Raw genomic sequence first — 13,324 nt, forward strand, 5'->3', positions numbered from 1 at the left:
GAGCCGGAGCCGGCCAGATCCGGGACAAAACACCCGTAACCCGGGTCAGGTCGCGTCGTTCTCATGGCGGTCGGACGCTCACGCTCCGGCCTCGGTGCGGCTGCGAACTCCACCCCCGGCTCGTTCGCAGCCGCACCACGAAAGAACCCCGGAGGAGCGGGTGCATCTGCACTTGCAGGGGGGTGCAGATGCGCCTCACTCCGGGGCCCTGTGCTGCACAGGGGTGGCACGGGTCCCCAGCCCCGGTCGGCTCGTCCGGCCGGGGCGCCGTGGTGTCCGGGGCCGGGTGCGGGCTCAGCCCGCCGGGACGACCGCGTCCCGGGCAGGCACCGGCGCCAGCCGCTCGTAGCCGGCATCCTGCGCCGGCCGCGGGTCGGCCTCACCGGCGTTCGGCCACAAGGACATCGCCCGCTCCGCCTGAGCCGTGATCGTCAGTGACGGGTTGACCCCGAGGTTGGCCGACACCGCCGAGCCGTCCACCACGTGCAGGCCCGGGTAGCCCCACACCCGGTGGTAGGCGTCGACGACGCCGGTCCCGGCGCTGTCGCCGATCACCGCACCGCCGAGGAAGTGCGCCGTCATCGGGATGTCGGCGATCTCCCCCAGCGAGCTGCCCGCGTGGGCGGTGAGCCCGGTCCGCTCCGACAGCCTTGCCGCGAGCCGGCGCAGCGCCACGTTGGCGACCGGGATCCACGTCGGGTTGGGTTGGCCGTGCCCCTGGCGGGAGGTCAGGCCGACGCCCCCGAGCGGCCGGCGCCGGGCGGAGACGGTCAGCGAGTTGTCCAGGCTCTGCATCACCAGGCCGATGACCGTGCGCTCGCTCCAACGCCGGACCGACAGCGAGCGCAGGAAGGTCACCGGGTGGCGCACCGCCTCGGCGAGGAAGCGCAGCGGCCGCGGGACCCGCCCTCCCCCGTCGACGAGGATCGTGGCGAGCAGCCCCATCGCGTTGGAGCCCTTGCCGTAGCGCACGTTCTCGATGTGGGTGTCGGCGTCGGGGTGGAACGAGGACGTGATCGCCACGCCCCGGGTCAGGTCGAGGTCGCGCGGCACCCGCACCGTCATGGCCCCGCCGAGCGCCTCGCTGTTCGTGCGGGTCAGCGCACCCAGGCGCGAGGAGAGGTCGGCCAGCTCCCCGGCATACCGGAGGCGGTGCAGCAGCCGCTGGGTGCCCCAGGCACCCGCGGCGAAGACCACCTGACCGGCGGTGACGGTATGCCGTGCCTTGCGGAACCAGGCCCCGGTCGCCTCGGTCGTGACGAGGTAGCCGGCCTCACGGCGTGTGTCGTCGACGGGCCGGACCGAGACGACGGTGCGCAGCGGCTCCACCCGCACGCCACGACGCTCGGCGAGGGCGAGGTAGTTCTTCACCAGCGTGTTCTTGGCCCCGACGCGGCAGCCGACCATGCAGTTGCCGCACTCGGTGCACCCGGTGCGCTCCGGCCCGGCGCCACCGAAGTAGGGGTCGGGCACCCGCTGTCCGGGCGGCCCGAAGAACACGCCGACCGGCGTCTTGCGGAACGTGTCGCCGACCCCGAGGTCCTCGGCGGTCTGGCGCATCAGCTGCTCCACCGGCCCGTCGCAGGGGTTGGTGACCACCCCGAGCATCCGGGAGGCGGTGGCGTAGTGCGGGGCGAGCTCGGCCTGCCAGTCGGTGATGGCCGCCCACTGCGGGTCGCGGAAGAACGGCTCCGGCGGCACGTAGAGGGTGTTGGCGTAGTTCAGCGACCCGCCGCCGACGCCCGCGCCCGCGAGGATCATGACGTCGGGCAGCCGGTGGATCCGCTGGACGCCGAAGCACTTCAGCCGCGGCGCCCACAGGTAGCGGCGCAGGTCCCAGGAGGTGCGGGCGAAGTCGTCGTCCTCGAACCGGCGCCCGGCCTCGTAGACGTGCACCCGGTAGCCCTTCTCGGCCAGGCGCAGCGCGGTGACCGAGCCGCCGAAGCCGGAGCCCACGACGACGACGTCGTGGTCGAACCCGCCGCCGCTCACCGGCGGCCGAGCCGCTTCATGACGGACAGGGCCAGCGTCAGGGTGGTGGCCCAGGCCTCGTCGCTCATGCCGAACGGTGGCCCGAAGCCGAGCAGGTGCTGGGCGGTGATGTTCTGGGGCTCGGTGTACTTGCGGATGCCCTCCTCGCCGTGGCGGCGGGACAGCCCCGAGTCCTTCATGCCACCCATCGGCGCGGCGACGCTGCCCCACGCCGCGGCGTAGCCCTCGTTGATGTTGACCGTGCCGGCCTTGATCGCGGCGGCGAGGCGCCGGCCGCGTACCACGTCGCGGGTCCAGACCGAGGCGTTGAGGCCGTACTCGCTGTCGTTGGCCAGCGCGACCGCCTCGGCGTCGGAGCCGACGACGTAGACCGAGACCACCGGGCCGAAGGTCTCCTCGTCGCGGCAGGCCATCTCGGTGGTGACGTCGGTGAGCACGGTGGGCTCGTAGAAGTACGGGCCGAGGTCGGGCCGGGCGATGCCGCCGGTCAGGACCCGGGCCCCCTGGCTGCGAGCGTCCTCGACGTGGGCGACGACCCGCTCCAGCTGGGCGGCCGAGACGAGGGTGCCCATCTCGGTGCCGTAGGCCAGCTCCGGACCGAGGCGCAGCTGCTGCACCGCCGGCACGAACCGCTGCAGGAACTCCTCGGCGACGTCCTCGTGCACGGCCAGGCGCTCGACCGAGACGCACAGCTGACCGGCCGAGGAGAAGCACGCCCGCACCGCGCCCTCGACGGCCCGGTCGAGGTCGGCGTCGGCGGCGACGTACATCGTGTTCTTGCCGCCGAGCTCGAGAGAGACGCCGACCAGGCGGCGGGCGGCCGACTCGGCCACGGCCCGCCCGGTCGCGGTCGAGCCGGTGAAGCAGATGTAGTCGCCGCGGTCGACCACGGCCTGGCCGATCGTGGGCCCGTCGCCGAGCACGACCTGCAGGACGCCCTCGGGCAGGCCGGCCTCGCGCAGCAGGGCAACCGCCTTCAGCGCGGTCAGCGCGGTCTGGGTGTCGGGCCGCAGGACGACCGCGTTGCCGGCCAGCAGCGCCGGGATGGCGTCCGTGATCGCCATCGACAGCGGGTAGTTCCACGGCGAGACGATGCCCACGACCCCCTTGGGGTGGCGCACCTCGACGGCCTGGCTGAGCAGCGGGAACAACCCCTGGCGCCGACGCGGCCGCAGGTAGCCGTAGGCCCGGCGGGCGTAGTGCCGCGCCACGATCGCGGTGTCGGCGACCTCCTCGAAGGCGTGGGCGCGCGCCTTGCCCGACTCGAGCTGGATCAGGTCCAGCAGCTCGACCTGCTCGGAGAGCACCAGGTCGTGGAAGCGCAGCAGCACCCCGGAGCGGTGGGCCAGCTCGGTGCGCTCCCACGAGCGCTGGGCGGCCCGGGCCCCGGCGAAGGCGACCTCCACGTCCTCGACGGTGGACATCGGCAGGGCGGCGAGCGGTGCCCCGGTCATCGGCGTGTGCGTCAGGACCGTCTGCGGGCGTGGGGCGCAGACCACCAGCGAGGTGAGCCGGCGCGCGAGCGCGGGGTCCACGGCATACGTCGCGGTGGGGTCGGTCTCGGGGTCGGCGAGGGTCTCCGGGGCCATGGACCAGAGCGTATTTCGCCTGCCACCCCTTGGCTACCCATGAGTAACCACAAGGTGGGACGGCTCAGCTGAGCGGCACGATCTCCGGGGCCCCGAGCCGGGCCGAGTCGGCCGTCTCGTCGTCGGGCTGCTCCTGGCTGGCGCGCTCGGCCTCGACCCGGGCGAGGTAGTGCTCGACCTCCTTGCGCTGCTGCTCGGCGCTCCACCCGAGCACCGGGGCCATGAGCGCGGCGACCGTCGCGGCGGCGGAGACGCCGCGGTCCCAGGCCTCGATGGAGATGCGGGTGCGCCGGGTCAGCACGTCGTCGAGGTGGCGGGCGCCCTCGTGGGTGCAGGCGTAGACGACCTCGGCGGCGAGGTAGTCGTCGGCCCCGGGGAGCGGCCGGGCCAGGTCGGGCTCGTCGGCGCAGAGGTCGAGCACCTCCTCGACCAGCGAGCCGTAGCGGCCCAGCAGGTGCTCGACGCGGGCGACGTGCACGCCGTAGCGGGTGGCGGTGCGGTGCCGGGCGTTCCAGGCCGCGTCGTAGCCCTCGGCCCCGAGCAGCGGGATCCGCGCGGTGCACGACGGCGGCACCCGCCCGTCCAGCGCGCGGGCGACCTCGTCGACCGCGTCGGCGGCCATCACGCGGTACGTTGTGTACTTGCCGCCCGCGACGACGACCAGGCCCGGCGTGGGGTGGCCGACGACGTGCTCCCGCGAGAGCTGGGAGGTCTGCTCGCTCTCGCCGGCGAGCAGGGGACGCAGCCCGGCATACACGCCCTCGACGTCCTCCCGGGACAACGGCGTCACCAGCACCCGGTTGACGTGCTCGAGCAGGTAGTCGATGTCGCGGCTGCTGGCCGCCGGGTGGGCCTTGTCCAGGCTCCAGTCGGTGTCGGTGGTGCCGATGATCCAGTGCCGGCCCCACGGGATGACGAACAGCACCGACTTCTCGGTGCGCAGGATCAGCCCGCTCTGGGACTGGATCCGGTCCCGGGGCACGACCAGGTGGATGCCCTTGCTGGCGCGGACCCGGAACTGACCGCGCTCCCCCACCATGGCCTGCGTCTCGTCGGTCCACACGCCGGTGGCGTTGAGCACCTGCTTGGCGCGGATCTCCAGCTCCCGCCCGCTCTCCAGATCACGGACCCGGACCCCGGTGACCCGCTCCCCCTGGCGGAGGAAACCCGTGACGCGGGACCGGTTCGCGGCCAGCGCGCCGTAGGCGACGGCGGTGCGGACCAGGGTCATCGTGTGGCGGGCGTCGTCGACCTGGGCGTCGTAGTACTGCACCGCGCCGACCAGGGAGTCCTTGCGCAGGCTGGGCGCCAGGGACAGCGCCTGCCGACGGGTCAGGTGCCGGTGCCGGGGCACCCCGCGGGAGGCGTCCGAGGCGGCGCCCATCGTGTCGTAGAGGGTGAGCCCGGCCCCGACGTAGGGCCGCTCCCACACCCGGTGCGTCAGCGGGTAGACGAACGGCACCGGCCGGACCAGGTGCGGGGCGAGGGTGCGCAGCAGCAGGGCGCGCTCGCGCAGGGCCTCGCGCACCAGCCGGAAGTCGAGCATCTCCAGGTAGCGCAGGCCGCCGTGGATCAGCTTGCTCGACCGGCTCGACGTGCCCGACGCCCAGTCCCGCGCCTCGAGGATCGCGACGGAGAGCCCGCGCGTGGCGGCATCGAGGGCCGCACCGGCCCCCACGACGCCGCCACCGACGATGACGACGTCGAGCTCCTCCTCCTGCATCGCGGCCAGCGCACGGGTGCGCTCGGCCGGGGACAGGGCGGTGGACTCCATCGCGACTCCCTCGAGGTGCGTCAGCTGCGCTGGTAGGGCGCGACGACGACCTCGACGCGCTGGAACTCCTTCAGGTCGGAGTAGCCGGTGGTGGCCATGGCCCGCTTCAGCGCCCCGATGAGGTTGGTGGTGCCGTCGGCGACCCGGCCGGGCCCGAGCAGGATCTCCTCCAGCGAGCCGAGGGCGCCGACCGCGACGCGCTCGCCGCGCGGCAGCTGCTGGTGGTGGGCCTCCGGCCCCCAGTGGTATCCGCGGCCGGGTGCCTCCGTGGCGCGCGCCAGGGCCGCGCCGAGCATCACGGCGTCGGCGCCGCAGGCGATGGCCTTGATGATCTCGCCGCTGCGGCCCATGCCGCCGTCGGCGATGACGTGCACGTAGCGGCCGCCGGACTCGTCCATGTAGTCGCGCCGGGCGGCGGCGACGTCGGCGATCGCGGAGGCCATCGGGGCGTGGATGCCCAGGGTCAGGCGGGTGGTGTGGGCGGCGCCGCCCCCGAACCCGACGAGGACGCCCGCGGCACCGGTGCGCATCAGGTGCAGGGCAGCGGTGTAGGACGCCGCGCCGCCGACGATGACCGGCACGTCGAGCTCGTAGATGAAACGCTTGAGGTTCAGCGGCTCGGCCCGGCCGGAGACGTGCTCGGCCGAGACGGTGGTGCCGCGGATGACGAACAGGTCGACGCCGGCGTCGACCACGGTCTTCCAGTGCTCTTGGGTGCGCTGCGGCGACAGCGCGCCGGCGACGGTGATGCCCGCGTCACGGATCTGCTTGAGCCGCGCGGAGATCAGCTCGGGCTTGATCTCCTCGGCGTAGATCTCCTGCATCCGTGAGGTGGCCGACTCGGGGCCGAGCGCGGCGATCTCGGCCAGCAGCGGGGCCGGGTCCTCGTAGCGGGTCCACAGGCCCTCGAGGTCGAGCACCGGCAGGCCGCCCAGCCTGCCGAACGCGATCGCGGTCTCGGGCGACATGACCGAGTCCATCGGCGCGCCGATGACCGGCAGGTCGAAGTGGTAGGCGTCGATCTGCCACGCGACCGAGACCTCCTCGGGGTCGCGGGTGCGCCGCGAGGGCACGACCGCGATGTCGTCGAAGGAGTACGCGCGGCGGCCGCGCTTGCCTCGGCCGATCTCGATCTCAGTCACCGGGGGATCCTATCGACCGGCCGGCCCACCGGCGTCGGGCGTCCGGGTCACCGCCCGACCGAGTAGTTCGGCGCCTCGACGATGCCCTGGATGTCGTGGGGGTGGCTCTCCTTGAGCGAGGCCGACGTGATCCTCACGAAGCGGCCCTTCTGCTGCAGCTCGGGGACGGTCCGGGCGCCGACGTAGAACATCGACTGGCGCAGGCCGCCGACCATCTGGTGCGCGACGGCGGACAGCGGACCGCGGTAGGCGACGCGGCCCTCGATGCCCTCGGGCACGATCTTGTCGTCGGACTCGACCTCGGCCTGGAAGTAGCGGTCCTTGGAGAACGACTTCTTGCCGCGGCTGCTCATGGCGCCGAGCGAACCCATGCCGCGGTAGCTCTTGAACTGCTTGCCGTTGACGAAGATCAGCTCGCCCGGGCTCTCCTCGCAGCCCGCGAGCAGGGACCCGACCATGACCGCGTCCGCGCCGGCGACGATGGCCTTGGCGATGTCGCCGGAGTGCTGGAGGCCGCCGTCGGCGATGACCGGCACGCCGGCCGGCTTGCAGGCCTGGGCTGCGGCGTGAACGGCGGTGATCTGCGGCGCGCCGACTCCGGTGACGATGCGCGTCGTGCAGATCGAGCCGGGACCGACGCCGACCTTGACGGCGTCGGCGCCCGCGTCGACGAAGGCCTGGGCGCCCTCGGTCGTCGCGACGTTGCCGCCGATGACCTGGACGTGGCGCGTGGCCGGGTCCGACTTCAGGCGCTGGACCATCTCGAGGAGCATCCGGACGTGGCCGTGGGCCGTGTCGGCGACGAGGACGTCGACACCGGCCTCGATGAGCGTGGTCGCCCGCTCCCACGCGTCGCCGAAGTAGCCGATCGCGGCACCGACCATGAGGCGCCCCGCGGCGTCCGTACTGGCGTCGGGGAACTGCTCGCTCTTGACGAAGTCCTTGACGGTGATGAGCCCGGCGAGGTGGCCCTCGGAGTCGACGATCGGCAGCCGCTCGCGCTTGTGCTGGCGCAGCAGCGCGGTCGCCTCCTCGCGGCTGATGCCCTCGTGGCCGGTGATGAGGGGCATCGGCGTCATGACCTCACGGACGCGCGTGGTGGCCCACTCGGCGACCGGGGTGAACCGCAGGTCGCGGTTGGTCACCATGCCGATGAGCAGCTTGTCGCCGTCGAGGACGGGCAGACCCGAGATGCGGTACTCGCCGCAGAGCTGGTCGAGCTCCTCGAGCGTGGCGTCGGGGCCGATGGTGACCGGGTTGGCGATCATGCCGGTCTGCGTCCGCTTGACGAGGTCGACCTGGTAGGCCTGGTCGTGGATCGACAGGTTGCGGTGCAGCACGCCGAGGCCGCCCTGGCGGGCCATGGCGATGGCCATGCGGGCCTCGGTCACGGTGTCCATCGCCGCCGACACGAGCGGCGTGCGGATGGTCAGCTCGCGGGTCAGGCGCGTCGCCGTGTCGATGTCGGTCGGCGCAAGGTCGCTGTAGCCCGGCAGGAGGAGCACGTCGTCGAAGGTCAGGCCGAGGGTGGCGAACGGAGCAGGGACGTCGGGGGCAGCCTCGATGCTCATTGGCCGATTCTAAGGCAGCCGCCCGGGCCCTCCGGACGCCCTGCCGCGGCCGACGTCGCGCAGGTCACGGCCGGTCAGCGCAGCAGTCCCTGGCGGAACGCGAGGGCCACCGCGTGAGCCCGGTCGAGCGCACCGAGCTTGTGCAGCAACCGCTTGGCGTGGCTCTTGACCGTCTCGGCGGCCAGGAACAGCTCGGCCCCGATCTCGGGGTTGCTCAGCCCGCGGCTCATCCCCTCCAGCACGGCCAGCTCGCGGGGGCTCAGCGGGGTCGGGGCGGACGGCGGACGCAGGCTGGCGTGGGCCAGGCCCTGGGAGACCGCGTGCACCAGCTGTTCGCGGCTGGCGTCCTGGTGGACGTAGCCCAGGGCCCCGGCCGCCACGGACTCGGCCACCGGGTCGGTGTGCCCGACCGGCGCGATCATGACGACGGCAGCGCTCGGCTGCACGTCGAGCAGCCGGGTCAGGACGGCCGCGCCGTCGACCTGCCCGGCCCCCGGCCCGTCACCGCCGGCCTCGAGCAGGGTCAGGCTGGGGCGTTCCATCACCACCCGGGACAGGGCCTCCTCGGCGGTACCCACCGTGACGACCCGGGTCACCCCCCGCACCGCCCCGACCTCCCGGGCCAGGCGCTCGCGAGTCCTGGCGTCGGACGCGCACACCAGAACGGTTGGCATCGCGTTTCCCCCCGGTTTCCCTCACGTCGATGGTGGGCACACCTTAGGCGGTCGGAATGAGCATTGTCGTCGGAAAGCAGAACGAGGGTGGTGGATGTCTTGAAGATTTCTTGACACTCGACACCTGTTCACGCCAGTGACCCACGGGTAGCGTCCCGGGGACGGGGGTGGCTTCGTGGCCCGCCGCACGTGAGGGCGTGCTCGGCTCACGTCGCGACCTGCTTGACAGGCAACAGAACAGTGCAAGGCCAGGAAAGACAGCACGCGGTCCGGCCGCTCGGCCGGGACAATGGAGGAGGCACCGTTGGCCGAAATCTCTCGCTTGCCCGGGCCAGTTGCGGATCTGTGGGATTGGCAGCTCGAGGGCTCCTGTCGGCGCGAAAACCCCGATGTGTTCTTCCACCCCGAGGGTGAGCGTGGACCTGCCCGGCGCAACCGCGACAGTGCCGCCAAGGCCGTCTGCCTCGGCTGCCCGGTGCTCACCCAGTGTCGGGCCCACGCGCTGAAGGTGCGTGAGCCCTACGGCGTCTGGGGTGGCATGACCGAGGACGAACGCGAAGCGATCTACGCCGGGACGTCCGCCATCCCGGCCGCCAGCTGAGGCATCGGAAGGCAAGGGCCGCGACCCACCAGGGTCGCGGCCCTTCCGTATGCCGGACCGCCCGCGAGGCCGAGTCCCAGGGCCCACGAGCGTCGGCATCAACGACGAGCCGGGATGATGGGTCGCGTGAGCGAGCGCATCGAGGTCCCCATCCGTGACGAGGTCATCCGGCTGGGCCAGCTGCTGAAGCTGGCCAACGCCGTCGAGGACGGCGTGCAGGCCCGCGAGGCGATCGAGGCCGGGGAGGTCAGCGTCGACGGCGAGGTCGAGACCCGCCGCGGCCGCCAGGTCCCCGTCGGCGCCACGGTCACCCTCGGCGACCTGACCATCGAGGTCACCAGCGCCTGACCCCGCCGCCACGCAAGGCGAGTGGCCCTCAGAGCCGGCGCCGCGGGTTTGACCGCCATACGCAGCGAAGGCCGCAACCCCAAGGGGCTGCGGCCTTCGCCGTGTGGTGCGGGTCGGTCAGTGACCGTGGCCGTGGCCGTGCCCGTGACCGGCAGCGTCCGGCTCCTCCTCGACCTTCTTCTCGACCACCAGGGTGTCGGTGGTCAGGACCATCGAGGCGATCGACGCGGCGTTGCGCAGCGCCGAACGGGTGACCTTGACCGGGTCGATGACGCCGGCCTTGACCAGGTCGGTGTACTCGCCGGTCGCGGCGTTGAGGCCGTTGCCGACCTCGAGCTCGCGGACCTTGGAGACGGCGACATAGCCCTCGAGACCGGCGTTCTCGGCGATCCAGCGCAGCGGCTCGGCCGCGGCCTTCCGCACGATGTTGGCGCCGGTGGCCTCGTCGCCCTCGAGCGCGAGGGTGTCGAGCACCGCGGAGGCGTGGACGAGGGCGGAGCCGCCACCGGCGACGATGCCCTCCTCGATCGCCGCACGAGTCGCCGAGATGGCGTCCTCGATACGGTGCTTCTTCTCCTTGAGCTCGACCTCGGTGTGCGCGCCGACCTTGATGACGCAGACGCCGCCGGAGAGCTTGGCGAGGCGCTCCTGGAGCTTCTCGCGGTCCCAGTCGGAGTCGGTGCGCTCGATCTCGGCCTTGATCTGATGCACGCGGCCGGCCACGTCGTCGTGGGCGCCTGCGCCGTCGACGATCGTGGTGGTGTCCTTGGTGACCACGACGCGGCGGGCCTGGCCGAGGACGTCGAGGTCGGCCTGGTCGAGCTTGAGCCCGACCTCCTCGGAGATGACCTGGCCGCCGGTGAGGATGGCCATGTCCTGCAGCATCGCCTTGCGGCGGTCGCCGAAGCCGGGGGCCTTGACCGCGACGGCGTTGAACGTGCCGCGGATCTTGTTGACCACCAGGGTGGAGAGCGCCTCGCCGTCGATGTCCTCGGCGATGATCAGCAGCGGCTTGCCGGACTTGACGACCTTCTCCAGCACCGGGAGCAGGTCGGCGACCGCGGAGATCTTGCCCTGGTTGATGAGCACGTAGGCGTCCTCGAGGACGGCCTCCATGCGCTCGGCGTCGGTGACGAAGTAGGGCGAGATGTAGCCCTTGTCGAACTGCATGCCCTCGGTGAAGTCGAGCTCCATCGCGGTCGTGGAGGACTCCTCGACCGTGATGACGCCGTCCTTGCCGACCTTGTCGAACGCGTCGGCGATGAGGCCGCCGATGGTGTCGTCCTGCGCGGACAGCGTGGCGACCTGGGCGATCTCGTCCTTGCCCTCGAGCTCGCGGGCGGTGTCGAGCAGGCGGGTGTTGACCGCCTCGACCGCCTTGTCGATGCCGCGCTTGAGGCTGGCCGGGGCCGCGCCCGCCGCGACGTTGCGCAGGCCCTCCTTGACCATGGCCTGGGCCAGCACGGTCGCGGTGGTCGTGCCGTCACCGGCGACGTCGTTGGTCTTGGTGGCGACCTCCTTGGCGAGCTGGGCGCCGAGGTTCTCGTAGGGGTCCTCGAGCTCCACCTCTCGGGCGATGGTCACGCCGTCGTTGGTGATGGTCGGGGCGCCCCACTTCTTGTCGATGACGACGTTGCGGCCCTTGGGGCCCAGCGTCACCTTGACGGCGTTGGCGAGGGCGTCCACACCGCGCTCGAGCGCCTTGCGTGCGGAGTCGTCGAACTCCAGCGTCTTGGCCATGAAGTGTGTCCTTCAGTCGTAAGGGTGGTTCAACGGACGTGCCCCGACGCGCACCTGGAGTCAGGCACGTCGCCGGGGCGCGTCATACGGAGCAGAAGCTCAGCTGGTGACAACCGCGAGGACGTCGCGAGCCGAGAGGATGAGGTACTCCTCGCCGGCGTACTTGACCTCGGTGCCGCCGTACTTGCTGTAGATGACCTTGTCACCCACGGCAACGTCGAGCGGGACGCGGTTGCCCTTGTCGTCGATGCGGCCGGGACCGATCGCCAGGACCTCGCCCTCCTGGGGCTTCTCCTTGGCGGTGTCCGGGATGACCAGACCGGAGGCCGTCGTCTGCTCGGCCTCGACGGACTTCACGACGATGCGGTCTTCGAGCGGCTTGATGGAAACCGACACGTGCTGACCTCCCCTTCGGGAATGTCGATGTGGACGTTGTGGAAATGCTCGGGGTGCGGCCGTGCAGGCGTGTCGCCGTCGCGGGGGTCGACGCGCTTGCGGGTCGCGATTGGCACTTGCCGGGGGCGAGTGCCAATCAGAATCTAGGTCCGCGTTTAGCACTCGGTCAACTCGAGTGCCAGCACCGCATCCGGCCACGCACCCGGGCGGGCATGGGGGAGGATGTGCGCCATGGATCTCGCGGCGGTGGAGAAGCTCGTCTCGGGCGAGGGCTGGGGCCTGCTGCAGTCGCTCCCACCGTATGACGAGTCCTCGGCGATGCAGCTCGGCCACCAGCTGCGCCTGGCCGGCTTCGACCCCGAGCTGGTGGCCGCCGCGCTCACCCAGTCGCGGCTGCGGGCCCGGGCGAAGGGCAAGTTCGGGGAGTTCGCCGGCGGGATGATGTTCACCGCCGACGGCCTGGAGCAGGCCACCCGCCTGGAGCTGGCCGCGCGGCACGCGTCGCGCTTCCGCGAGGCCGGGGTGGGACACGTGCTGGACCTCGGCTGCGGCATCGGGTCCGACGCCATGGCCTTCGCCGGGCTGGAGCTGGTCGTGACCGCCGTCGACGCCGACGAGGTCGCCGCCGCCATCGCCGGGGTCAACCTGCGGCACTGGCCGTCCGCACGCACCCTCGTGGGCACGGTCGAGGACACCGAGCTGCCGACGGGCGACGCGGCCCGGCACGCCGGGGCCTGGCTGGACCCGGCCCGGCGCCTGCCCGGGGTGTCCGACACGCGCGGGCGCACCCGGCGCGTGTTCAACCTGCAGGCCATCTCCCCCTCGTGGGACACCGTGCAGGAGGTGGCGCGGGCGCTGCCCGCGACGGGGGCCAAGCTCAGCCCGGCGTTCCCGCACACCGCCCTGCCGCCCGGGGCCGAGGCGCAGTGGACCTCCTTCGGCGGCGAGGTGCTCGAGTGCGCCGTGTGGTGGGGGCCGCTGGTCGAGCGGGCCGGCCGCAGCGCCCTCGTGCTCGGGCCCGACGGGAGCGCGTCGACGGTGAGCCAGGCCGACTCCCCCGGGCCGGCACCGACCGCCGAGGGGTTCACCGGGCTGGGCCAGTTCCTCTACGAGCCGGACCGCGCGGTGATCCGGGCCGGCCTCGTCTCGGCCCTGACGTCCGCCGTCGACGGCGTCGAGGTGGACACCGGGCTGGGCTACGTCAGCGCCGACCGCGCGGTCGAGCTGCCGTGGGCCCGCCGGTTCGTGGTGACCGAGGCCATGCCGTTCCACGTCAAGACGCTGCGGGCGTGGCTGCGCGAGCGCGACGTGGGCAACCTGACCATCAAGAAGCGCGGGGTCAGCACCGACGCCGACGCGCTGCGCCGCCAGCTGCGGCTGACCGGCCAGGCCGAGCTGACCGTGGTCCTGACCCGGGTGGCCGGCCAGCAGGTCGTCCTGGCCGTCCGCCCCGCCTGAGCCCACTCCGGCCGTCCTCCGCCGGCACCAGGACGTCCT

Annotated in this window: 11 protein-coding genes; 3 read left to right on the forward strand and 8 right to left on the reverse strand. The window is 72.5% G+C overall.

Going from position 1 to position 13,324, the window contains the following annotated elements:
• Positions 1-294 precede the first annotated feature (294 nt).
• The 6 genes from VF825_RS11990 to VF825_RS12015 all read right to left on the reverse strand — a co-directional run bounded on the left by VF825_RS11990 (position 295) and on the right by VF825_RS12015 (position 8,742).
• A complete protein-coding gene (locus VF825_RS11990; protein ID WP_331113541.1) occupies positions 295-1,992 on the reverse strand; it encodes a GMC family oxidoreductase in 1,698 nt (565 codons plus the stop codon).
• Positions 1,989-3,581, reverse strand: a complete 1,593-nt coding sequence (locus tag VF825_RS11995) for a succinic semialdehyde dehydrogenase (protein WP_331113543.1) — start codon at positions 3,579-3,581, stop codon at positions 1,989-1,991. Before VF825_RS11995 ends, VF825_RS11990 begins: the two co-directional genes overlap by 4 nt.
• 64 nt (positions 3,582-3,645) lie before the next feature.
• The gene (locus tag VF825_RS12000; RefSeq protein WP_331113545.1) at positions 3,646-5,355 is read right to left on the reverse strand and encodes a glycerol-3-phosphate dehydrogenase/oxidase; all 1,710 of its coding nucleotides are present in this window, start codon (positions 5,353-5,355) and stop codon (positions 3,646-3,648) included.
• A gap of 20 nt (positions 5,356-5,375) precedes the next feature.
• Complete coding sequence (locus VF825_RS12005) at positions 5,376-6,497, reverse strand: GuaB3 family IMP dehydrogenase-related protein (RefSeq protein ID WP_141787209.1); 1,122 nt, start codon at positions 6,495-6,497, stop codon at positions 5,376-5,378.
• Between the two features lie 47 nt (positions 6,498-6,544).
• The gene (gene guaB / locus VF825_RS12010; protein WP_331113550.1) at positions 6,545-8,068 is read right to left on the reverse strand and encodes an IMP dehydrogenase; all 1,524 of its coding nucleotides are present in this window, start codon (positions 8,066-8,068) and stop codon (positions 6,545-6,547) included.
• Positions 8,069-8,142: 74 nt separating this feature from the next.
• Positions 8,143-8,742 (reverse strand): response regulator transcription factor, encoded by a 600-nt coding sequence (locus VF825_RS12015; protein ID WP_331113552.1) that lies wholly within the window; start codon positions 8,740-8,742, stop codon positions 8,143-8,145.
• Between the two features lie 304 nt (positions 8,743-9,046).
• Between VF825_RS12015 and VF825_RS12020 the strand changes: the two genes are divergently transcribed.
• Positions 9,047-9,343: a WhiB family transcriptional regulator gene (locus VF825_RS12020; protein ID WP_141787206.1), complete on the forward strand. Its 297-nt coding sequence runs from the start codon at positions 9,047-9,049 to the stop codon at positions 9,341-9,343.
• A gap of 117 nt (positions 9,344-9,460) precedes the next feature.
• Positions 9,461-9,691: an RNA-binding S4 domain-containing protein gene (locus VF825_RS12025; RefSeq protein WP_414695835.1), complete on the forward strand. Its 231-nt coding sequence runs from the start codon at positions 9,461-9,463 to the stop codon at positions 9,689-9,691.
• A 117-nt stretch (positions 9,692-9,808) separates the two neighbouring features.
• Here VF825_RS12025 and groL read toward each other — a convergent pair whose 3' ends face one another.
• Both groL and groES read right to left on the reverse strand, forming a co-directional pair.
• A complete protein-coding gene (gene groL, locus VF825_RS12030) occupies positions 9,809-11,431 on the reverse strand; it encodes a chaperonin GroEL (protein WP_331113557.1) in 1,623 nt (540 codons plus the stop codon).
• Between the two features lie 99 nt (positions 11,432-11,530).
• Positions 11,531-11,827, reverse strand: coding sequence for a co-chaperone GroES (gene groES / locus VF825_RS12035; RefSeq protein ID WP_141787203.1), 297 nt, complete (start codon positions 11,825-11,827; stop codon positions 11,531-11,533).
• Between the two features lie 231 nt (positions 11,828-12,058).
• On the opposite strand from groES, the gene VF825_RS12040 reads away from it, so the two are divergent.
• Positions 12,059-13,285 (forward strand): THUMP-like domain-containing protein, encoded by a 1,227-nt coding sequence (locus VF825_RS12040; protein WP_331113560.1) that lies wholly within the window; start codon positions 12,059-12,061, stop codon positions 13,283-13,285.
• The last annotated feature ends 39 nt before the right edge of the window (positions 13,286-13,324 follow it).

Origin of the sequence: Oryzihumus sp., from assembly GCF_036391795.1 — a bacterium.
Taxonomy (GTDB): Bacteria; Actinomycetota; Actinomycetes; order Actinomycetales; family Dermatophilaceae; genus Oryzihumus.